Source organism: Rhodococcus sp. IC4_135 (assembly GCF_011602025.1).
Classification (GTDB): domain Bacteria; phylum Actinomycetota; class Actinomycetes; order Mycobacteriales; family Mycobacteriaceae; genus Rhodococcus_F; species Rhodococcus_F baikonurensis.
Genome location: NZ_JAAOLG010000048.1, coordinates 1 through 21,101, shown reverse-complemented (window position 1 = coordinate 21,101; position 21,101 = coordinate 1). Strand labels below are relative to the sequence as shown.

Below are 21,101 nucleotides of genomic sequence, written 5' to 3'. Positions count from 1 at the left end.
CAGGCACGATGGATAACGAGGTGGAAGCCCGCTCTGAACGCGTTTGCGATCACGTTCGCCGATCGTTGGCCGGGATCGGAAACTTACTGATGGAAATCCGCCGAAACACCGTTAAAGAGATAGACCCACCGAACGGGCCCGCTCCCTCTGTGAGCAAGGCAAGAGTCTCGACGCTATCGCCTCCATGCGGGGTGTCGGCAGATCTTCGATCAGCAGAGCGCGTTGACTTCCTCTGGTGGTAGCGGACTTTCACAAATCTGGCGAGAGCACACATGATCGGTGCCGGTCGACTACTCGGTGATGATTGCCCGTCAGCTTTGTCGAGTGTCGGGGTGGGGCGGTATGGAACCGTGGATCGAACCTGGTTGCACCCCTTCGACAGCCGATTCGGTGTCAATCTGGCTTTCCGCTGATCTGTTTGACCTGCTTCGTGAGGTCGCCGAGTGTCATCGCCACTCCAGAAAACGTTTCGGAGTTCTCGCGACGTGGCGGTGGTAGCCGGCCGATGAGATCGGGTTGGTAGGTGTGGGGGAGTGCTGCTCCCGGACTGTCCGCACGCGCCCGGGTTGCTAGTTGGTATCGACCGGGAATCCGACCAGGTGCATACCGGTAATGCGGTTTATGGTGGGAAGTGCGAGGCCGCACGGATATTGACCGCGCACGAAAAGGGCTGTCTGGGTTGTGTGCTCAACGCAGATGGCATCCCACCGCCCCGGCTCGACGTGCAGGGCCGGGGTCCTGGGGGTGTGCGGTCGTTGAAATCGCCGCAGCTGCCTTGTTCGTGCCAAACCATCCATCCGATTCGAGAGCTGTTGCAAGTCAGCATGAGTCGGTCGGAACGTTTCGTCGGACCTCCGTATCGCGGCGAGTCCGCTGCGGCGGCCGATGGGTCCCTGGGGCGGGAAAGTGGAGGCCTGTGTCGACCGGACGACTCTTGAGTGGATGATCGTCGATAAGTAGCGGGTGTGTGAGCAGTGCCCATTGGCATACCAACCTCTTCCGGCGGCGGAGTGCGGGTCCTGCGGAGGTCGGGGGTGTGCAGGCTGGGATGGCGGTACGCGCAAGGCTTCGAGCATGCCGAGGGAATGCTGATGGTGCTGCACGGTATCAGTGAGGATCGAGGTGTTTGAGGTGTTTGAGGTGTTCGAGGTGTTCGTCGAGCAGTCTCGGCAATGCAGTATTCGGCTGACGGTGCTCGCGGCCGAGGTGGTGGATACGCTCCCCACGCGGTAGAAGTAGGTGAGGGGTGCAGGGGAGGAATGTGAGGGCGATGCAGGTGGACTGGTTCGTGTCGGTGCGGGACGAGGAAACCGGTGTCCACCGCTACCGCGGCGGTGCAGGGTTCGACCGTGCGTCGGTGATCGAGCAGGTGATTCGCGCGGGGCGGGACATCGCTTGCCGTGAGGACGGTGCGGTCGTCGGTGTCGTCGGCGAGGTTGTCATCGACGGCACTGCAGTGGGCGCGATCGCTTTCGGGGACCGCGCCGTCAGTGATGAGGAGCTTTGCCGCGAGATCGGTATGCAGTTCGACAGGGTTCGGTCCTCTTCCGGCTTTCGATGGGACGGTAGGTGATCGCGGAGTGGGATGCTTCCCACTGATGTGGGCCTCGTGGGGTTAGGGTGGATGTCAGTTCTTCGTCATGGCTGTGGCAACGGGCTGGTCATGGCTGTGGCAACGGGCTGTCTTTTACCTTGTGCTGTCTGCATGGGGCCTCGATGAGTAGGACTGCACTGTGCCGTTGACGAAGAAGTTCTCGGAAATGTACGACGACGCGCTGACCGCGTTGGCTGCGGCGTCGCAGCGGCCCGCTGCTGTGGTGAATGTGGACGGGCAGTACGCCATTCGTGTGGATCTCGAGTACAACCGCTACGTGTTGGCCACCAATTCTGCGCGAGGGTTGTGGGACGAGCCTGATGCGAGCGGTTCGTGGTGGGTGCACATCGTGCAGACCGGTGACGACAATACGGAAACTTCGCTCGCGCAGGCGCAGAAGCCGTGGCTTATCGACGCGTTCGATGCGGCGATCGACCAGCTCGAATCGGAGGGGCATGTGATCGCTGCCGATGCGGATTTCGGCGCCATCGCTCACGCCGACGCGGGGTCACCGCCTTCCGGGACGCGCTCGGAAGGCGATTCCTCCGCGGGCATCCCACTGAGCTGAGCGATCTGTTCGGCCAGGATCCCGTTCCGGTTTTCCAGGTCGAGGATGACACCGATCGCAGTCAGGTTGATGCCGTCGGCGATCAACGCGCTGATACGTGTCAACGTGGCCAGGTCTGCTTCGCTGTAGCGGCGGGTTCCCCCGCCCGTGCGGGCTGGGGTGAGCAGTCCGCGCCGCTCGTACAGTCTCAATGTTTGCGGGCCGACGCCGGACAGTTCCGACATCACGGAAATCCCGTACACCCCACGGCGGTCGTAGGCAGCATGGACGTGCGCTGCATCTGTCACTGCCACAGCACTACTCCCTCAGCCCAACCGGATATCACTCGACTTTAACACGGCTCATCACTATCCCTTCGCCGGCCGATGCTGCAAATCTGATGGTCAGCACTGCAGATTTTCGCGCAACCGAACATAGTCACGGCTAGAACGTACCCGCCCGGTAAGAACGGAAACTCGCCTGAATGTGCAGGTGAGCCCAAGGGGAGATTGCTCACGGCGCCTTCGACCCTGCTTTCCCTGCCGCTCTAATTGTCGCTTATCTGCATCAGTTGGTATAGATTTACGACATCGGAACAGACAGCTGTGTGTGAGCATGTGGACCCCGGGAGTGTGAATGACAACTGCCATGACCTCCTCATATGACGTCGGGCGGACTTCTGCGCAGCGGCGATCGCCGATCACGACCCCTGTCGCCTCCCGAGGTTGGTGGCGGCGGGTGACGCTCGATCTCGTCCTGGTGATCGTGATCGCCGGAATCTTGGGCGCAGTCGGATCCGTCCTTGCCGGCCCGCTGACCGGAGTGGCGTTCGCCCTCGTCGCGGCGGCCTCATTCCGCGTAGTCCTGCAGGCGATCAACCCGTGAGCGCGACTGTGAAGGAGAAGACGATGCCCGCAGCACGATACGCACGAGCAACGACCACCCGGCAGAAGTGGGTGATAGCGTGAGCCGGCACATGAAGGACGCCGAATACGCACAGGTCGCGGGCTTGCTGGAAGAGTTGGCTTCTCTGCCGGGAGACGACGCACGCTGCGAGCGTCTGCGCACGCAGATCATCGAACTATGTCTACCGCTGACTCGCCATATCGCCTTGCGGTATCGCGGCCGCGGACAAGCGCTCGACGATCTCGTCCAAGCGGCCAGCGTCGGTCTGGTCAGTGCGGTGAACCGTTTCGATCTGGCCAAGGGCAAAGACTTTCTCGCCTTCGCGATTCCCACGATGATGGGGGAGGTGCGTAAGCATTTCCGGGATCGTGGATGGGATGTGCGGGTGCCGCGCTCGTTGCAGGAAAACTGTCTTGCGCTCAACAAAGCACGCACCGCGCTCACGCAGGATCTCGGGCGTGAGCCGACGGTGCCGGAGCTGGCGAAAGAGCTCGGAGTCGAGCCCGCCGAGGTCGCGGAGATCGTTGCTGCCGGCGATTCCTATCATGCAGCGTCCCTCGATGCAGCCGCCGTCGGTGACGGTCGATCGATCGCAGATGCGTTGGGAGAGTTCGATGCTGCCCTCGACGGCATCGACAATCAGGAAACGCTGCGGCCGGCGCTCCTCGCTCTGCCCGAGCGTGAGCGCATCATCGTGATTTACCGGTTCTTCGGGGAACTGACTCAGGCGGAGATCGCGGAGAAGATCGGAGTGTCGCAGATGCACGTCTCTCGGCTCCTCGCCCAAAGTCTCGCGAAACTGCGAGCCTCGTCTTCCTTTGCGCCCCGGCCGGTCGCGGTCGCAGCCTGACCTGACTGGGAAGAAAGGACGAGGATCGAATGCATTTCACTTTTCTCTACGACGGTGCTGCGCAGCGCACTGCTGAGTACCCGACCTTGGAGGAAGCTGTCCGGAGTATCGAGTTGGGGCAGGTGGATCGCACGCTCTGGAGCATTCAATACACCGATCGCGAGGGCGGAATTCGGGTCTACCGATTTCCCGCGGACCGCGGAGTCGGTGGTGAATGACGAACGCGCAGTACTGAATACAGCAGTACTGACTTCAACAGGCCAGCTTTCAACACGCTGAGCTGTACTCGATAACCATTCCGGGGATTCGTCAGACGCAAGGCCCCAAGGCCCGTCCCCCTGGGCGCTTACGAATGCCGGCGGGACGATCTGGGCCGCGGAGGGGAGCCGTCGGCAGTCGGTGGGATGTGTCAGATGTGATCGTTCTTGTCGTGCTTGGCGCGATGTATTCGCCGCGCGGGAACAGCTCTCAATGTGCGGGTGCTACCGATCTGCCGGTGTCGCAGACGTATCAGACCAGCCGCGGCCGCGCTTGCCACGATCGCCCAGGCGACGGTGGGAGCCCACGCCCCTTGGGTCAGGCTCACGGCGATGCCGACGACGGCGATGAGCAGGATGGCCCACACGAACATGGCGCTGAAACTGGCGATAGGCCTCACGAGTAACTCCTCACATGTGTTGGCAGGTCAAGATTCCGTGGGGCGAGGTCGTCCGCTGCGGATCGAATCCCCGCGCGCGCCTTCCGTTGCGGCGTTCGGCTCTGTTTCGACTGCGGCATGACGTCGATTGGCTTTTTCGCGACGGGGCGATGTTTCGCTACTGGCAGGGATACGCCAAAGTTTCGGCGAGTGACCGTCTTCGGTGTTCGCGAGGGTGCGTAGTCCGTCGGCGTCTTGTTGGAGGGTGGTGACGAAGGGTGCTCGCGCGTTTTCGTCGAGGCCGTCGGGCAGGTTCGCTCCCTCGCTGACCATTTTCGCGGTGTTGTCGAGAAAGCGAGCGATCCGCAGCAGCAGCGGCCGGGGCATGGGAACGGTACCGGTGCGGGTGTTTGTGCGGGCGTCGGCGGCGATCATGCCCAGAGTCGACAGGTGGGACAAGCCGTCGGTCAGAGAGTGCTCTTCGAGGTTGCCGTGGGCGACTTTCAGCGCTTCTGCCAGGGCGGCGATGGTCAGTCCGAGTGCGTTGGTGGGCATGGGGATGGTGCGTTCGAATTCGGTCATGGGCTCGCCGGGTGCTTCGTCGGAAATGGCCGCCGCGAGGGAGTTGGCGAAGATGGCGAGCTGTTCGTCGGTGAAGTGTCGTTGGGCGGTGCGGCGGGTGACGTGCATCAGGCGGGCGTAGTCGTCGAGTTTGTCGTTGAGCAGTACGCGGGCCTGGGAGTCGGTGATCGTCAGCCCCAGACCGAGAAGCGTGCCCCGTAGTTGGGTTGTTCGGGTGTCGAGCCAGGTGCTGTTCGGACTCATATCTGGCTCCACTCTCTCGCGAGATCTTATACCGAGCATAGGCGTCGTTCGGCTTCGGACTTCGCCTCAGGGGCGGCATCCGAATCCGCAGCGGGCTGATCATGTTCCTCGCCTGCAGCGGCGTACGGTCAGGTTCCTGACCCTGTCGCCTGTGTTTGAGCGCAACGGCTCGCAGCCGTATCAACACACCCACGAGAAGTGTTGTGCAGCCTGTGAAGTGACCGCATTGACGTCGACGGGGGCCGAGTGGATTGGACTGCGGGTCAGTTCGCAAGCTCCTTTTTCGGCTGTACTCGTTTCGTGTCTTCGGATCTGTTTTCGGAGGCCTCGAGGAGGATTGGTTATCGGCGACACACCGCGAGTCCCCGCTTCTCTCCATTGCATAATTTCGCGTGTCCTACGTTTCCAAAATCTGTGACCTGGGTAACAAACCCAGGGTTGATGAGGAGACAGTGATGGATGTAATTGTGTGGGCCGAATCCGAGGAACGTGAACGGTGGTGGCGACAGGTCATGGGCCTCGCACTCGCAATCGAGCGTTTCGAGGCGGAAGAACCGATCGCACGTGGTTTGTCCGCGACGTCGAGGATGCGCGTATCGGTCCGATCGATTCATGGCGTGACCGCTGCCTGAGTCCAGCTACCGGAACGTACGCGTCCGGAATGCGTCTGAGAATTCTGCCTTCCGTGGTGTGAGTGGCTAATTCGATGTCAGAGGGAGCAGTGGCGATGGTGAACGTGGTTCTGTTACTCGTGATGTTAGGTGTCGGTCTGACCGTGGTGATGTGCCTGGACTTCCAGTGGCTTCGTTCGTCCTCACGTGGCAAACGACACCGGCACCCTCGGCACGCACGTGTAGGACTCGGGAAGCCGTAGTAACCCCCTGCGGGGGAACCGTGCCGATGGGCGATTGCGCTTCCGGTGGCCCGCGCCTACTCCTGCCGCAGCAGTCCCCAGGCCTGCGGGGTGCGGGAGTTCAGACTTCGTCGGGGCGTATCTGGTCCGGGCGTTCGATGTTTCCCCGCCAGGCGCCTGTTTCCTGGTCGCGGGATTCGATGAACTCCTTGAAGCTCCCCATGTCCTTTTTGACTCTGTGGGTGAGGACTCCGAGTTTGTCGGCAATGTTTTCGACGAAGCCATCAGGGTCGATGTCCATCTGTGCTGTCACCCTGGTGTGCGAGTCGTCCAATCGGTGGAAGGTGATCACACCCGCATGATCGGGGCCTGCGTCCGATTTCCACGCAATGCGTTCGTCCGGGTGCTGTTCGGTGATGGTGGCGTCGAATTCCCGTGGTTGTCCGGCTATTTCGAGGATCCAATGTGTGTGCACATCGTCGATTTGTCGAATTTCCCGTACTCCGGACATGAAGTGGGGGAACGACTCGAATTGAGTCCACTGGTCGTAGGCGGTACAGATGGGGACGTTGACATCTACGGATTCGGTCACGGTACTCATGATTTTCGAGCTACCCACTCTGTCAACTGATACACATCGCAGCAGTCGACGTGGAAGCCACGGTCAGGGTGTGTCTTCGGGTTCGCCCAGGTCGCAGGGTCGTTCACGCTGCGAGAAGGTTCGAAGACAATCGGTCATAGCACCGCCAACAACCCGCGCGCGCGGTAGAGGCGCTCGGGTAGTTCATCCAGGGGCACCCTCTTCGGTCCGCCATTACCGTCGGCCTTCATGGAGGAGCATGTGCAGAACCGCCGAGGAGCACACCCGGTGGGAAACCCACGACGCACAACGATGCGATCAGGGCAGCCACAGAGGCGAACTCGGACACGAGTTGTGGGATCGCCGTCGAACGGTACGCAGACGACCGTCGACTCTTCGCAACGCATCTCCCGCAAGGAGGGCACCGAGGAACCGCCCACAGACACCGCCCTCGCCCCGGGTAGGCCAAAAAATCGTCCAGTCCGGATATTGAGAATTGCTGTTGCGTCCTCGGCTAGCCGGCCCCTTCCCCAGCCGCGGCGAACATCAAGTGCCGCAAGGCATCAAGCGCAACCGGGCGCGCAGTACGTCTCCCTCGTGCACTGCAGGGTTCCGCGGATCGCCAGCCTGAAGGTCGTCGGTGTACATCGCCGTCGACGTCGACGAATACTGCGCATCCGCCGGTCGACCTACCCGGACGTCACTGGTCCGGAGCATCACCGCATTCGAGAACTGAGCGTTTCGGCTCACGATTCGGTGCGGCGTTTACATGACGGGCAGCGGGGGTAGTGAGTCGAGGATCCACCGGATAGCCGGTCCCCCAAATTTTGCGTCCGGTGGATCACTTGTGCCGTGCCTCAGCTCTGCCGGGCCAGGGCACGGGACGGCTCGTCGGGTTTCACTGACCTGGGATCCGATGAGCCGTCACGGTTTCGACCGCTGGCCTACTCAGGAGAGCTGGGCGCGTACACCTTGGGCGGCGAGATCCTTCGAGGGTCTTCCGATCGCTAGAGCTGCTGTGGAAGGCGTCAGCCAGTTACGCCGCCAACCCGCGTGATGTCTTCACTGCCCCGATGCGTCCCGGTCGCGGCACCCTGGGTCTCTGTCCTGTCGCTACCCTGTCTCGTCGCAACGCTGCTACACGTTGTCCGACGGGCATATGCGTCTTCGAGGCATGGTTGGAGACATAGGGGAAACCGTGCCAAATACCGGCGGACTCGACGCCCCCGCTGCCCGCTGACTGAGAAATCTGTCAGCCCGGCCTACCGGCGCGGCTTCAAGCCTTCCACCCGGATTTCGGTGATTTCCCGGTAGACGACGACCTCGAACGCGTCCGATAACGACGTCACTTCTATGCTTGCCTCGACCCCGGAGATGGGAAATATGCCGGAACCATTGGCTGAGTTGCTCAGGGAGATCCGAGGGTGCACGCTCTGCGCGGACCACCTGCCGTGCGGACCGCGTCCCGTACTGCAAGCAGGCCCATCGGCTCGGCTGCGTGTGATCGGCCAGGCGCCCGGCCGCAAAGTTCATACGACGGGTGTTCCCTGGGACGATCCTTCAGGTGACTGTCTGCGCGCTTGGCTCGGTCTGACGCCCACACAGTTCTACGACCCGGACACGGTAGCCGTCATGTCGATGGGCTTTTGCTATCCAGGCAAAGCCAGGTCGGGCGATAAACCACCGAGATCCGAATGTGCATCTCATTGGCATGGGGCACTGAACGATCGTTTACTCGACGTCCGACTCACGGTGTTGGTCGGTCAGTATGCACAGGCGCATTATCTACGTGGTCGGCGCAAGCCGACACTGACCGAGACCGTCAAAGCAGCGAAGGATTACCTGCCGTTGGGGTACCTTCCCCTCCCACATCCTTCTCCGCGCAACCAGCCGTGGCTTGCCAAGAACCTGTGGTTCGAAGAGGACGTGTTGCCGATCGTCCAGACCGCAATTCGCTCACTCGCCCTGTGAAAGATCTTTTTGTCTCCACGTAGAGGTTCAGCGCAAAGCGCGAACACAACGTGTTCGACGTTGTCAGTTGACCGTCCACATCATCGAACCGATACCGAGCTGGCCGCCCGGTCACTGAGCTCTCCCCGTTCACACGCCGCGTCGGCGCTACACGCTCTCGCGCCTTACACCTTGCCCCCGGGTGTGTCGTCAACCGCCAGTCCACCTGAGTGCACGTCGAGACTGCGCAGCGGGTGGCCGTGTCTCATCCGACATACCAGACTTAGGACATGACCCGGGGAGCAAATACGAGGGTGAAGATGACTTAATCGCATGGAGGACATGGCATTTCGTCGAAAACGATTGCAGGACGGTTCTCGCCATCGTTTGAGGTGGATCATCCATTCCACAGCGCGTGTACGAGGTCGACCCGTCCGTCGCGCATGGGCGTCCCTTCGCCGCGCAGTAGGACGAGAGCGTTGTTGCCGTGACAGGTAGCGGGAGTGCCGTTGGCGTAGACCACTCGGTGCCAATGTGTTTCGTCTGCCCAGTGGGTCATGACCTGGCCGACTTGGCGCGGATGCGCGTCGACGATGGTGGCGATCAGTCCGTATGTCATCACTCGGCCTGCAGGAATACGGTCGATGATGTCGAGGACGCGGCGAGCGAACGGCGAGGGGCCGTCTTCCGATATTCCGTTCGGCAACTCAGACATTGAAATACTTTGCTTCCGGGTGGTGCAGGACAAAAGCGTCCGTGGACTGCTCGGGATGCAGCTGCAGCTCCTCGGACAATTCGACGCCGATTCGTTCGGGTTCGAGCAACGCAACCAACTTGGCTCGATCCTCGAGATCCGGGCACGCGCCGTATCCGAACGAATAACGAGCGCCGCGGTACTCGAGATCGAAGTAACCGGCAACCTCGGTGGGATCCTGCTCCGCGACGGTGTGACCCTCGGGAAGCACTAGCTCTTCACGGACGCGTCGATGCCAGTACTCGGCCAGAGACTCCGTGAGCTGGACACCGATTCCGTGAACCTCGAGATAATCGCGGTACGAGTTCGACGCGAACAACTCGTTGGCGAAGTCCGCGATCGGCTGACCCATCGTCACCAACTGGAACGGGAGTACGTCGACCTGCCCGGTGGCCTCGGCGTCCTTGCGCGAGCGAACGAAGTCCGCGATGCACAGGAAGCGGTCGCGGTGCTGGCGCGGGTAGGTGAACCGGAACCTTTCGGGTGCATCCGGTTTCGGCTCGGTGAGCACGATGACGTCGTCGCCCTCCGAGATCGCCGGGAAGTACCCGTACACGACCGCGGCATGCGCGAGGATGCCCTCGGACGTCAACCGATCGAGCCAGTACCGAAGTCGCGGACGGCCTTCCGACTCGACCAGTTCCTCGTACGTCGGACCGTCGCCCTTGCGCTGACCGCGAAGGCCCCACTGGCCGAGGAAAAGAGCGCGCTCGTCGAGCAGCCCCGAGTACTCGGACAGCGAGATTCCCTTGACGATGCGCGAGCCCCAGAAGGGAGGTGTCGGTACCGCGATGTCGGCTGCGACATCGGAACGCTCCGGCAGGACCACGGGAACCGCTGCAGCCTTACGCTTTTCGGCGATGCGCTTGGAACGCTCGTGACGTGCCTTACGCTCGGCAGCCTTCTCGCGAGCAGCGATGGCCTCCGGGCTGTCCGGCGCCGGGCCGCCACCACGCTTGGTCGTCATGATCTGGTCCATCAAGTTCAGACCCTCGAAGGCGTCGCGGGCATAGCTGACGTCGCCCTCGTACACCTCCTGCAGGTCGTTCTCGACGTAGGAGCGCGTGAGCGCCGCACCACCGAGCAGAACCGGGAACTTCTCGGCGACTCCGCGTGCGTTGAGTTCCTGGAGGTTTTCCTTCATCACGACAGTGGACTTCACGAGCAGTCCGGACATGCCGATCACGTCGGCTTTCTTGTCCAACGCGACGTCGAGAATGGTCGCGATCGGCTGCTTGATACCGATGTTGACGACCTCGTAGCCGTTGTTGCTCAAGATGATGTCGACCAGGTTCTTGCCGATGTCGTGAACGTCGCCCTTGACGGTCGCGATCACGATGCGACCCTTGCCGTCCTCGTCGCTCGCCTCCATGTGCGGTTCGAGGAATGCCACGGCAGTCTTCATGACCTCGGCCGACTGCAACACGAACGGCAACTGCATCTGTCCGGAGCCGAACAGCTCGCCGACGGTCTTCATGCCCGAGAGCAAGGTCTCGTTGATGATGGCCAGCGGAGGCTTGATCGTCATCGCCTCGGTGAGGTCGTCGTCGAGGCCGTTGCGCTCGCCGTCGACGATGCGGCGTTCGAGCCGGTCGAACAACGGAAGTCCCGCCAGTTCCTGCGCACGGGACTCGCGCGCCGACGCAGCCGAGACACCCTCGAACAGAGCCATCAGCTTCTGCAGCGGGTCGTACCCCTCGCTACGACGGTCGTAGACGAGGTCGAGTGCGGTTTCACGCTGCTCGTCAGGAATTCGGGCCATCGGCAGAATCTTGGACGCATGAACGATCGCCGTGTCCAGACCTGCCTCGGTGCACTCGTGCAGGAACACCGAGTTGAGGACCTGGCGAGCGGCCGGGTTCAAACCGAACGAAATGTTCGAGATACCCAGGGTGAAGTGCAGTTCCGGGTACGCAGCCTTGAGCTGACGGATCGCTTCGATGGTCTCGATGCCGTCGCGTCGTACCTCTTCCTGACCGGTCGAGATGGGGAAGGTCAAGGCGTCGACGATGATGTCGGACTCGGCGAGTCCCCAGTTTCCCTTGATGTCCTCGATCAGACGCTTGGCGATGGCGACCTTCGTCTCGGCGGTGCGAGCCTGGCCCTCTTCGTCGATGGTCAGGGCGACGACCGCCGCGCCGTGCTCCTTGACCAGAGTCATGATCTTGTGGAAACGCGATTCGGGGCCGGCGCCGTCTTCGTAGTTGACGGAGTTGACGGCGCAGCGGCCACCGAGGTGCTCGAGGCCGGCTTGCAGCACGGCAGGCTCGGTGGAGTCGAGCATGATCGGCAGCGTCGAGGACGTCGCCAGGCGGCTGGCAAGTTCCGACATGTCGGCGGCACCGTCGCGGCCCACGTAGTCGACGTTGAGGTCGAGCATGTGTGCGCCGTCGCGGGTCTGGTCCTTGGCGATGTCCAGGCACTTCTGGTAGTCCGCGGAGAGCATCGCCTCGCGGAAAGCCTTGGAGCCGTTGGAGTTCGTGCGTTCGCCGATCATCAGGATGCTGGCGTCCTGCTCGAACGGCACCGCCGAGTACAGCGAAGAGGTGCTCGGCTCGTGGATCGGCGTGCGCTGGGCCTTCTCGACCTGACGGACCGCGTCGGCGACCGCGCTGATGTGCTCGGGCGTCGTACCGCAGCAGCCACCGACGAGGCCGAGTCCGAACTCGGAGACGAAACCACTGAGGGCTTCGGCCAATTCGTCGGCAGTCAGCGGATACTCGGCACCCTTGGGGCCGAGCTGCGGCAGGCCGGCATTGGGCATGACCGACACCGGCAGCGTGGAGTACTTGGACAGATGACGGAGATGTTCACTCATCTCGGCCGGCCCGGTGGCACAGTTCAGACCGATCATGTCGATACCGAGTGGCTCGAGGGGGTGCAATGAGATCCTCAACGACACCCGTCCCGACGTGCTCAAAGACATCCACCGTGCGTACTTCGCCGCTGGTGCCGATGCCGTCGAGACCAACACCTTCGGTTGCAACCTGCCCAACCTCGCCGACTACGACATCTCTCACCGGATCCGCGAACTCGCGGAAAAAGGCACTGCTCTCGCCCGTGAAGTAGCGGACGAGATGGGACCAGGCCGCGACGGCATGGCCCGATTCGTACTCGGCTCGATGGGACCGGGAACCAAGCTCCCCAGCCTGGGACACGCACCGTACGCAGTCCTGCGTGACGCGTACACCGAAGCTGCGCTCGGCATGATCGACGGTGGCGCCGACGCCATCCTCGTCGAAACCTGCCAGGACCTGCTTCAGGTGAAAGCTGCAATCCTCGGCAGCCAGCGTGCGATGGAGCAACTCGGACTGCGGTTGCCGATCATCACGCACGTGACGGTCGAGACAACCGGAACGATGCTCCTGGGCAGTGAGATCGGTGCGGCGCTGACGGCACTCGAGGCCGAGGAAGTCGTCCAGGGTGAGGTCCGCGGCTTGCAACATGGTGCCCATCGCTCCGTCGCCGATGACAACGCGCTGTTTCAGCGCATCAAGCAGGGCAGAGTTAAATGGGGCAGACAAGCCGCCGACAGCGGGCTCCGAGGAATCAACGGTGTTCGGATCCTTGGTCTCGAAACGGTTCAATGCATTTACCTAACAGGACGATTGCCATCGACACGTAGAAGGACCGCGAACCGTGCCCGCGGACGATGCGGGGCACAGCTCGCGACTGGAGCATGGTCGATGACGAAGCGGAGTAAGAAATGACGGTCAGATCAGTGGCCGTGAAGACCGGGTCGATACTTCAGATTGCTTTAGCGACCGTCAGTAGTACGCACGAGGCCTCCAGCGCTTCGAGAGAATGTCGAGCATTCGGGACGATCAACAGATCGCCGGATGATCCCTCCCAAGCATTCTCGGCTGCGCACAGGCGTACCCGGCCGGTGAGGACATAGACGGTCGCTTCCCCAGGGTTCTCGTGCTCGTCGAGTTTTTGGCCCTCTGCCAGCGCGATGACGGTTTGCCGCAGGACGTGTTCATGGCCGCCGTACACGGTACGAGCGCTACGGCCGCTCTTCGAGTTTTCCGCCTTGTCGGCGAGTTGGCGAGCTAGCGCTGTCAATGACATCTTTTCCACGATGTTCGCTTTCTTTGCGTTTATGCGGTGCTGGCCAGGCATTTCAATCGTTCTCCACTGGTCCGGCCATGAGGAGGTTTCTCAGTTGGTTCATGGGCATCTCAAGGGGCGTTGAATCAGGGCTGATGTGGTGGGGGTGGGTGATCTCGTGTGGTGAGGAACCCCTTGGATCGCGACGTTCGATTTCGTCGAGGTAAGTCGCGCGGGTACGCGCGAGGTGCAGCGCGTCCGTCGTCGAGGGCGATGTCGAGGGACCGTTCTGCAGCGCGGGCAAGCTCATGCGCCAACATCGGCACAGGGCTTCGTCCGAGAGTTGGCTGCAGTCCGGCAACGGAAGAAGCGGCACATCGACGGTGCTGGTGCGTATCAGGGGACTTTTCGGCGAGCACAGGAGTGCCTGTGTGAACTCGACTCTGCCGCCAATGTAGCGATGCACCGGAGCCGAGGTGATGGCCATCAGCAGTATCAACGGTAAGGCAGCAGCGCCGGCGAGCGTGATCAATCCGATGACAGTGACCACCCCTGCCGCCCACGTAGCGCCGTCTCGTAGCGCAATCGGAAGGAGAGTTCGCGGTGGTGGGGTAGTACGACGTGTGATCGGTCGCAGCCAGGGTGAACCCCCTCCGATCAGCACTGCGGCAGTCACCGCCGATACCAGAATGTCGGTTTGGACGGTGATGGCTGCGGCGATCCCCCCTGAAGCGGCCAGGATGACCGCGGTAATCCACCAGATCATGCGATAGATGCTCATGGGGTGTAATCCGTTGTAGTGAGGAAGTTTCCGGCTGTTCATTTCTCGATGCGGTCCGCCGAAACGACGAATATGTTCGATCGCGCGAGCACATCAGCGGTCCCACAAAACATGGGGGAGGGGAATGTGACTGTGCGACAGGAACATTGATATGCGCCGTTTGTACGGTCCTATGTGTCATTGCTGCTCCAGTTGCGCGAGGCACGTATGCGCGGTGTCCCAGGGGGTGAGCGTGCTCTCGATCTGGCGTGCGCCAAGTCGTGTCAGAACTCCGCGTATCAGACCGAGGTGCAAGGAGCAGACAACGCCGGGGTTTTGTCGGGCGACGCTTTCGAACGGGCAGGCGTGCAATCGGATACGCGTTTCGACATTCGAGGGCTCGAGTTCCGGATCGAACCCCATCTCCGCGAACAGGGTGGTGAGGACGAGCGCCGTCTCTTCTGCGGATCGGCCGGCTCCGGAGGTTTCGCCGAGATCATCCAGCGCCCACTGTCGACCTGCTGCCTCGGCGAGGTTTTCCGGATCACCGGAGTGGCGCGCGAAGTGCGCCGCTAAAACGTGGGCTAACTTTTCGTATCCGGAGGTGATCCCGACTCCTGATCCGAGTGGATTCTGTGCCCGGTAGAGCTGGCGTGGACGTCCTCGGGCGACGTTGTGCTCGGTCTCCTTCGCGATCAGGCCGACTTCGATCAACGCGTTGAGGTGGAACCGAACTGTGGTCACATGCAGGTTGCACAGATCCGCCAGTTCGCTGGCGGCCATCGATTCCGCGCCGGCTCGTAAAGCGTCCAGCAGTTGGACTCGCCGCCGGGACGCAAGTACTGCATGGGTGCCGGCGCGCGCAGAACCGGTTCCCTTTCGTATCGCCATACTGTAAGACTTTAGAGGAAAGATTTCCTCGAAAATAGGCGGTGTCCTGAGAGGACGCTCATGACGTACGTGATCGCTGCACCATGTATCGACGTGTTGGACCGGGGGTGCGTCGAGGAATGCCCGGTGGACTGCATCTACGAAGGAGCGCGGTCGCTCTACATCCACCCGGACGAATGCATCGACTGCGGTGCGTGCGAACCGGTCTGCCCGGTCGAGGCCATCTCGTACGAATCCGACGTCCCCGCCCGCTGGGAAGATTTCATCGATGACAATGCCCGCTTCTTCCATCGGCGACTGCCCGGTGCGGCCGAGGTAGTGGGGTCGCCGGGCGGATCCGCGAAGCTTGGTCGCGTAGGCGTCGATACGGAGCTGGTAGGCGGGTATTCGCACTCGAATCGTCCGGATATCGGACCGCCATCTCCCGCGCAGTGAGGAACGGCAATGACTCCCATTGTGACAGAGCTCCTTCCTTCGCGGCCTTACCCGAAACGGCGGGGGCTCAAGGGCACGTTCCTCTATTCCGCTGCCACTACGACCGATCCCAAACAGCTGGGCGTGATGTATCTGGTCACCTCGTTCGCCTTCTTCATGTTGGGCGGATTGATGGCCCTGCTGATCCGGACCGAACTTGCCGTCCCCGGTCTTCAGTTTCTCTCGAACGAGCAGTACAACCAGCTCTTCACCATGCACGGCACGATCATGTTGCTGCTCTATGCCACTCCGATCGTCTTCGGCTTCGCGAACTACATACTTCCCCTGCAGATCGGCGCACCGGATGTGGCGTTCCCGCGACTGAACGCGCTCAGCTACTGGCTGTACCTCTTCGGTGCGCTCATCACCGTATCCGGATTCCTCACCCCCGGAGGAGCCGCCGACTTCGGATGGACGGGATATACCCCGCTGACCAGTGCCCTGCATTCACCAGGTGTCGGTGGGGATCTGTGGATCATGGGCCTCGCACTGGCCGGCGTCGGGACCATCTTGGGTGGGGTCAACATGATCACCACCGTGATCTGTCTGCGTGCACCCGGGATGACGATGTTTCGGATGCCCATCTTCACGTGGAATGTCTTCATCACCATGATTTTGGTGTTGTTGGCTTTTCCTATTCTCACGGCAGCGCTGATGGGACTGCTCGTGGACCGACACTTGGGTGGGCATCTCTTCGATCCCGCCACCGGTGGGGCGATCCTGTGGCAGCATCTGTTCTGGTTCTTCGGACATCCCGAGGTGTACATCGTGGCGATACCGTTCTTCGGTATCGTTTCGGAGATCTTTCCGGTCTTCTCCCGCAAGCCGATCTTCGGCTATCTCGGACTTGTCTACGCGACGATCGCCATATCGGCACTTTCTGCTGCGGTGTGGGCTCATCACATGTTTGCCACGGGAGCCGTTCTGCTGCCGTTCTTCTCGATGATGAGTTTTCTCATCGCCGTACCGACCGGGGTGAAATTCTTCAACTGGATCGGAACGATGTGGAAAGGACAATTGACGTTCGAATCGCCGATGATGTTCTCGATCGGATTTCTCGTGACTTTCCTTTTCGGAGGTCTGTCCGGGGTGATATTGGCGAGCCCGCCGCTCGACTTCCACGTCACCGATTCGTATTTCCTCGTCGCGCACTTCCACTACGTCCTCTTCGGGACCATCGTCTTCGCCACGTACGCCGGGATCACTGCGGGGGTCTCGATCAGGTGGGACGAGCGCAACCCATCGCCTCCTGGTGCAGACACGCGGGTTCCCCGGATCTTGGGAGCAATACCGTTGGATCCGGACATCGTCCTCGATGTTCTCCCGATCGAGGAAGTCGGCGGGGAATGGATCATTCCCGATGTGTCCGCATATACGCTCCGAGACACGACACGGTAGCCGACAAAACCCAGGTAAGCCGACTTTCGGCCAATAGTGGTAAGTAAGGTCAGGTGATCGAACGATTTTTGCACGCCCGTTACCTAGCCGGTGTCACTTACAGCGTTTGGACGTAACCGATGGTTGACTCCACCGATCCGTCTACACCGCCGAGAGCGTACCCCGATGTCGCGCGGAACCTACTGTGGCGCAAAGATTCCGCACACAATTGACCACCGGTGACGACGTCGTCGACCCTAAAATCTTCGGCAGGATGACGTGACGGACCGAACCGTGAAGCATGGGGTCGGTGCCCACAGGTGTGATCTCAGGCTTGACTGTTGTAAGTCGCTCGACACAAATGTGTGCAACGGTCTTCGGTGGGGGCGCGTTTCCAGATCACACCCCCGTTGTCGTTACCCCGCAGTCTGCGGTTGTCGTTCGGGTACGGTGTACGGTGAGCAAACCGTCGGTAGCCTGGAGTTAGCGATAATCTGGGTGGTACTGTTACGGTGAGTTACTTGAAAGTTGTTCTTCTTCATGAGGTCGGGGCCGAATGGAGCTCTTCCCGTAATGAAACTATGTAGCACAGTGCATTTCCAGAACGAAAGTCTCTGCACTTCGTTTGTCCGTCGTTGCGCTCGACGCATCGATCGGCCTCACCGAGATCCGATCGACGCTTGCGGGATCATTGCAGCACCAATCCGCGTTGCCGGTTATCAGCGTCAAGACGGTGGCGCCATGACGAACACGTGTCGGCGTGAAGCCACATTGCTCGCCGTGTTTCTGGCCCAATTCGAACCGGTAGCCGAGGGACAGAAACCGACCCTCACTCGCCTCACCGCGCGCGAGATCGACCAGTGGCGAGAGGACTACGCGCAAGCGCTGCAATGGTCAGCTGCAACGAGTTTCAGCGCGAACGACGTCGTCGCCATCAAGGAAATGCGGCGACGGTACGGTTTTACCTCCGCCCTCTGAGAGTGCACTACGGGACGATGTGCTCGGTTCTACCTTTCGTCAACAAACCCGTTTTGCATGATCGGTGCCGTTTCACAGCGTTCTCGACCATGTCGACGTGGTGCGTTAGCCCTTCGTTTGAGATCCCCCTCACATAAATAGTCATCTCAGATGCGAATTATGTAGGTTCAGATCATGCAACTGACGCAGTTCACCGATCTGGGATTGCGCGTCGTCATGCGGTTGGCCGTACTCGACGCGGATGCCTCCCCCAGCACTCGGGATGTTGCGGAGCAGCTCAACGTGTCGTATTCCCATGCCACCAAGGTGGTTACACGGCTCGGTGAGCTTGGCATCGTGACAACCAGGCGCGGTCGCGGTGGTGGGCTTTCCATCACCGAACTCGGCCGCACCGCCACCATCGGCTGGCTGGCCAGACGCCTCGAAGGCCCGGGTGAAGTCGTCGACTGCGAAGGCGACAAACCGTGCCCACTGCGCGGCGGCTGCCTCCTTCGAAGCGCTTTGCGAGAAGCACAGGAAGCGTTTTTCGTTTCACTCGACGCGGTCACGATCGAAGACGTCATTCGGCAGCCGTCCAAAACTGTCCTGCTACGCCTCACCACCCGGAGCGACGAAGCAGGCTGATCAATCGAATTTCGACCGAACGGAGCAGCTCATGCTTTCCCCACAGTCAACCGAGGTCATTCGCGCCACCCTTCCCGTGGTCGGCGCCGCCATCGGCGATATCACAACCCTGTTCTACCGCAAGATGTTCGACGCACATCCTGAACTCGAACGTGATTTGTTCAATCGCGGCAATCAGAAGCAGGGCGAACAGCAGAAGGCTCTCGCCGGCGCCATCGCGGCATTCGCGACGCTTCAGCTCGAGCCGGACAGCGCCAAGGTCGATCTCATACTTTCACGCATCGCGCACAAGCATGCGTCGCTGGGAATCACGCCCGACCAGTACGCAATCGTGCACGAACACCTCTTTGCCGCGATCGTCGAAATACTCGGCGATGCAGTCACTCCCGACGTCGCGGCAGCCTGGGACGAAGTCTACTGGCTGATGGCGGAAACCCTCATCACGATGGAGCGTGGCCTCTACCAACTCGCCGGCGTCGAAGCCGGTGACGTCTGGCGCACGGTCAGGATCAGCGAACGAGTTCTTCAGTCCGCCGACACCGTCTCACTGACGCTCACGTCGCTCGACGGTAGCGCACTCCCCACCTTCGCTCCCGGACAGTACCTTTCGGTCGGGGTTACACTGCCCGACGGCGCCCGCCAGATCCGTCAATACAGCCTGTGTTCGATACCGAGCAGCGCAGACTGGCGGATCAGCGTCAAGCGAATCTCCGGAACTCCCGATGGCGAAGTGTCGAACTTCCTCTACAACAACGTATTCGAAGGTCAAGAACTCTCCGTCACCACACCTTTCGGCGATCTCACCATGCCGGACGACAACTCACCGCTCCTGCTCGCGTCGGCCGGAATCGGTTGCACACCGATGATCGGGATGCTCAATCATCTCGTGAACACCGGCGCTCAGCGTTCGGTCTCTGTCATTCATGCGGATCGATCCATCGCCGATCATGCGCACCGTGCAGAACTCAGCACACTCGTCGACAAGATTCCCGCCGCAACTTTGCATCGTTGGTACGAGGATCTCGGCACGCACGTGGCGTTCGGATCGGTTCACGAAGGACGGGCGGATTTGCAAGACATTGCAGTGGAGCCCGATACCCAAGCCTTCCTTTGCGGGCCGATGCCGTTCATGTTGGCGATGCGCGCATCGTTGCTCGAACGGGACGTCCCGGCGCAGAATATCCACTACGAGGTCTTCGGGCCCGACAGCTGGGCCAATACCTGAGCGGAGCCGACATGACGGAAGAGCAACCGGTGGAAACTCTTTCGCGGTGGTCCGGTTCCGGAGCGATGTGGCGGGTTCTGCACAGGACCCCCACCTCGATCACGGTGTCACTACGACGCTGCGACGACGGCGAGGAAGTGGACCGTCTGACCTCGTCCGATCCAGATCTCCTCGCGTGGATCGGTGACCGCTCCAGCAGCGAGGACAGGCCGGACGAACGCACCGCTCCGGACGGCACGTTATCCGTGGAATCGTGGTGCGATCAGCTCTCGGGGTAACTGTTCTGGGCTTGGGTAAGCGACGATGACACGTATACCGTCAGGGTCGCAGCCGTCGACGAAGGTTACTCCGCCGACTACCTGGGTGAAGGTAGAGGCATCGTATGCGCGTAGACGCTCACTGATCCGCGTAAGTTCCTCTTCTGTATCGGCGGACCACATGACGTAGTGGACGCCGATACTGCTGATGTTGCGCAGGGATGCGCCCTTTCGGACATACATGTAAATCTGAAAATCATCCGGCGTCAGAAGAAGCACCGCATCGCGTTCACGCAAGGCGACACGGCAGGAAAACACATCGCAGTAGTAGCTCACCGACCGATCCAAGTGGGCTACTTGCATCACCGACGAGGCAACTCTCGCGGCAGCACACATTTTTTGTCCCCTAACTCCCGAGCAGGCCAGAGGTCTTCACAGTACCGTCATGCTCGACACCCTGGCTCGTACTGCAAAACCGACTTCTGAACGCGGCAAGATCGTCCGCCACTGTCGCGTACACAGCGTTTCCCCGTCCGCGTGTCGAGTACTCGATCTGCGAAGGGAGACGTCGGCATGGTCGGTCCAACGCGACTAGTGTGCCCGACCCGAGGACCTTCGCTCCGACGATCGGGACTGTCTGAATAACGGTGGATCCGGTCCTTGATTCAACACGCCGAGCTGAGCTTGGCGGGAAGGATCGACGATGACCGAAACACTTGATCCCATGGCAGAGACTGAGGTGGATCAGAAGCAGTTGGCCGAGCAGCTCCTGGCTCAGGCCAAGGAGCAGGGCGTGGAGTTGATGGGCCCGAACGGACTCCTCAATCAACTCACCAAAAACGTCCTAGTGCGGCGTGGGATAAATAATTAGACAGTTGGATTTGCGATACTTGCTTGTATGCGAGTTGCGCCTTTGGTTTTACGGGACGGGGATCTCGATCGTGTGACGGCATTGATGCGGTCCAGATC

At 61.1% G+C, this 21,101-nt stretch carries 21 protein-coding genes and 5 pseudogenes; 15 read left to right on the top strand and 11 right to left on the bottom strand.

Features of this window, described 5'->3' with window-relative positions; all coding sequences use genetic code 11:
- Positions 1 to 1,270: 1,270 nt before the first annotated feature.
- Together G8767_RS32930 and G8767_RS32925 are read left to right on the top strand one after the other, a co-directional pair.
- Positions 1,271 to 1,573 carry a hypothetical protein gene (locus G8767_RS32930; RefSeq protein ID WP_003943349.1) on the top strand — a complete coding sequence of 101 codons (303 nt, stop codon included), beginning with the start codon at positions 1,271 to 1,273 and terminating at the stop codon, positions 1,571 to 1,573.
- Between the two features lie 160 nt (positions 1,574 to 1,733).
- Positions 1,734 to 2,162, top strand: a complete 429-nt coding sequence (locus tag G8767_RS32925; protein ID WP_003943386.1) for a hypothetical protein — start codon at positions 1,734 to 1,736, stop codon at positions 2,160 to 2,162.
- Here G8767_RS32925 and G8767_RS32920 read toward each other — a convergent pair.
- A complete protein-coding gene (locus G8767_RS32920; RefSeq protein WP_256261650.1) occupies positions 2,087 to 2,455 on the bottom strand; it encodes a MerR family transcriptional regulator in 369 nt (122 codons plus the stop codon). The two genes, G8767_RS32925 and G8767_RS32920, sit on opposite strands and share 76 nt — an antisense overlap.
- Positions 2,456 to 2,789: 334 nt before the next feature.
- Between G8767_RS32920 and G8767_RS32915 the strand changes: the two genes are divergently transcribed.
- The 3 genes from G8767_RS32915 (at position 2,790) to G8767_RS32905 (ending at position 4,115) form a co-directional block, all read left to right on the top strand.
- Positions 2,790 to 3,026: a hypothetical protein gene (locus G8767_RS32915; RefSeq protein WP_141751371.1), complete on the top strand. Its 237-nt coding sequence runs from the start codon at positions 2,790 to 2,792 to the stop codon at positions 3,024 to 3,026.
- Positions 3,027 to 3,117: 91 nt separating this feature from the next.
- A complete protein-coding gene (locus G8767_RS32910) occupies positions 3,118 to 3,897 on the top strand; it encodes a SigB/SigF/SigG family RNA polymerase sigma factor (protein ID WP_003943395.1) in 780 nt (259 codons plus the stop codon).
- 29 nt (positions 3,898 to 3,926) lie between these two features.
- Positions 3,927 to 4,115, top strand: coding sequence for a hypothetical protein (locus G8767_RS32905; RefSeq protein ID WP_003943368.1), 189 nt, complete (start codon positions 3,927 to 3,929; stop codon positions 4,113 to 4,115).
- A 191-nt stretch (positions 4,116 to 4,306) separates the two neighbouring features.
- Here the strand turns inward: G8767_RS32905 and G8767_RS32900 are convergent, their stop codons facing one another.
- Together G8767_RS32900 and G8767_RS32895 are read right to left on the bottom strand one after the other, a co-directional pair.
- The gene (locus G8767_RS32900; protein WP_003943394.1) at positions 4,307 to 4,555 is read right to left on the bottom strand and encodes a hypothetical protein; all 249 of its coding nucleotides are present in this window, start codon (positions 4,553 to 4,555) and stop codon (positions 4,307 to 4,309) included.
- Positions 4,556 to 4,582: 27 nt separating this feature from the next.
- Positions 4,583 to 5,359 carry a hypothetical protein gene (locus tag G8767_RS32895; protein ID WP_003943377.1) on the bottom strand — a complete coding sequence of 259 codons (777 nt, stop codon included), beginning with the start codon at positions 5,357 to 5,359 and terminating at the stop codon, positions 4,583 to 4,585.
- A 455-nt stretch (positions 5,360 to 5,814) separates the two neighbouring features.
- Here G8767_RS32895 and G8767_RS32890 point away from each other — a divergent pair, with 455 nt between their 5' ends.
- Positions 5,815 to 5,991: a hypothetical protein gene (locus tag G8767_RS32890; RefSeq protein WP_003943357.1), complete on the top strand. Its 177-nt coding sequence runs from the start codon at positions 5,815 to 5,817 to the stop codon at positions 5,989 to 5,991.
- A 342-nt stretch (positions 5,992 to 6,333) separates the two neighbouring features.
- Here G8767_RS32890 and G8767_RS32885 read toward each other — a convergent pair whose 3' ends face one another.
- Positions 6,334 to 6,813, bottom strand: coding sequence for an SRPBCC family protein (locus G8767_RS32885; protein ID WP_037130811.1), 480 nt, complete (start codon positions 6,811 to 6,813; stop codon positions 6,334 to 6,336).
- A gap of 525 nt (positions 6,814 to 7,338) precedes the next feature.
- Positions 7,339 to 7,509: a hypothetical protein gene (locus tag G8767_RS32880; RefSeq protein ID WP_003943375.1), complete on the bottom strand. Its 171-nt coding sequence runs from the start codon at positions 7,507 to 7,509 to the stop codon at positions 7,339 to 7,341.
- A 666-nt stretch (positions 7,510 to 8,175) separates the two neighbouring features.
- Between G8767_RS32880 and G8767_RS32875 the strand changes: the two genes are divergently transcribed.
- Positions 8,176 to 8,763 carry a uracil-DNA glycosylase family protein gene (locus G8767_RS32875; RefSeq protein WP_037130837.1) on the top strand — a complete coding sequence of 196 codons (588 nt, stop codon included), beginning with the start codon at positions 8,176 to 8,178 and terminating at the stop codon, positions 8,761 to 8,763.
- 376 nt (positions 8,764 to 9,139) lie between these two features.
- Here G8767_RS32875 and G8767_RS32870 read toward each other — a convergent pair whose 3' ends face one another.
- Together G8767_RS32870 and metH are read right to left on the bottom strand one after the other, a co-directional pair.
- The gene (locus tag G8767_RS32870) at positions 9,140 to 9,457 is read right to left on the bottom strand and encodes an MGMT family protein (RefSeq protein ID WP_003943354.1); all 318 of its coding nucleotides are present in this window, start codon (positions 9,455 to 9,457) and stop codon (positions 9,140 to 9,142) included.
- Positions 9,450 to 12,371 (bottom strand): annotated as a pseudogene (gene metH, locus G8767_RS32865) (methionine synthase); the annotation flags it as partial. The gene G8767_RS32870 and the pseudogene metH, both read right to left, overlap by 8 nt.
- A 1-nt stretch (position 12,372) precedes the next feature.
- Here metH and G8767_RS32860 point away from each other — a divergent pair.
- Positions 12,373 to 12,900 (top strand): annotated as a pseudogene (locus G8767_RS32860) (homocysteine S-methyltransferase family protein); the annotation flags it as partial.
- A gap of 343 nt (positions 12,901 to 13,243) precedes the next feature.
- On the opposite strand, the gene G8767_RS32855 reads toward G8767_RS32860, so the two are convergent.
- The 3 genes from G8767_RS32855 to G8767_RS32845 all read right to left on the bottom strand — a co-directional run bounded on the left by G8767_RS32855 (position 13,244) and on the right by G8767_RS32845 (position 15,197).
- Positions 13,244 to 13,576, bottom strand: a complete 333-nt coding sequence (locus G8767_RS32855) for a cupin domain-containing protein (protein ID WP_070159670.1) — start codon at positions 13,574 to 13,576, stop codon at positions 13,244 to 13,246.
- A gap of 43 nt (positions 13,577 to 13,619) precedes the next feature.
- Positions 13,620 to 14,327 carry a hypothetical protein gene (locus G8767_RS32850; RefSeq protein WP_231783828.1) on the bottom strand — a complete coding sequence of 236 codons (708 nt, stop codon included), beginning with the start codon at positions 14,325 to 14,327 and terminating at the stop codon, positions 13,620 to 13,622.
- A 177-nt stretch (positions 14,328 to 14,504) separates the two neighbouring features.
- A complete protein-coding gene (locus G8767_RS32845; RefSeq protein WP_073513830.1) occupies positions 14,505 to 15,197 on the bottom strand; it encodes a helix-turn-helix domain-containing protein in 693 nt (230 codons plus the stop codon).
- Between the two features lie 60 nt (positions 15,198 to 15,257).
- Between G8767_RS32845 and fdxA the strand changes: the two genes are divergently transcribed.
- The 6 genes and pseudogenes from fdxA to G8767_RS32815 all read left to right on the top strand — a co-directional run.
- The gene (gene fdxA / locus G8767_RS32840) at positions 15,258 to 15,632 is read left to right on the top strand and encodes a ferredoxin (protein WP_070159664.1); all 375 of its coding nucleotides are present in this window, start codon (positions 15,258 to 15,260) and stop codon (positions 15,630 to 15,632) included.
- Positions 15,633 to 15,641: 9 nt separating this feature from the next.
- Positions 15,642 to 16,874, top strand: a pseudogene (locus G8767_RS32835) (cbb3-type cytochrome c oxidase subunit I); the annotation flags it as partial.
- 915 nt (positions 16,875 to 17,789) lie between these two features.
- The gene (locus tag G8767_RS32830) at positions 17,790 to 18,026 is read left to right on the top strand and encodes a hypothetical protein (protein ID WP_070159599.1); all 237 of its coding nucleotides are present in this window, start codon (positions 17,790 to 17,792) and stop codon (positions 18,024 to 18,026) included.
- A gap of 174 nt (positions 18,027 to 18,200) precedes the next feature.
- Positions 18,201 to 18,650 (top strand): Rrf2 family transcriptional regulator, encoded by a 450-nt coding sequence (locus G8767_RS32825; protein WP_073513868.1) that lies wholly within the window; start codon positions 18,201 to 18,203, stop codon positions 18,648 to 18,650.
- Positions 18,651 to 18,681: 31 nt separating this feature from the next.
- Positions 18,682 to 19,875 carry a globin domain-containing protein gene (locus G8767_RS32820; protein ID WP_166813998.1) on the top strand — a complete coding sequence of 398 codons (1,194 nt, stop codon included), beginning with the start codon at positions 18,682 to 18,684 and terminating at the stop codon, positions 19,873 to 19,875.
- Between the two features lie 11 nt (positions 19,876 to 19,886).
- Positions 19,887 to 20,081: pseudogene (locus G8767_RS32815) on the top strand (hypothetical protein); the annotation flags it as partial.
- Positions 20,082 to 20,114: 33 nt separating this feature from the next.
- Here G8767_RS32815 and G8767_RS32810 read toward each other — a convergent pair.
- Entirely contained in the window at positions 20,115 to 20,528 is a 414-nt protein-coding gene (locus tag G8767_RS32810; protein WP_083291349.1) for a VOC family protein, read from the bottom strand.
- 307 nt (positions 20,529 to 20,835) lie between these two features.
- Here G8767_RS32810 and G8767_RS32805 point away from each other — a divergent pair.
- Positions 20,836 to 20,979, top strand: a pseudogene (locus tag G8767_RS32805) (IS256 family transposase); the annotation flags it as partial.
- Positions 20,980 to 21,101 lie beyond the last annotated feature (122 nt).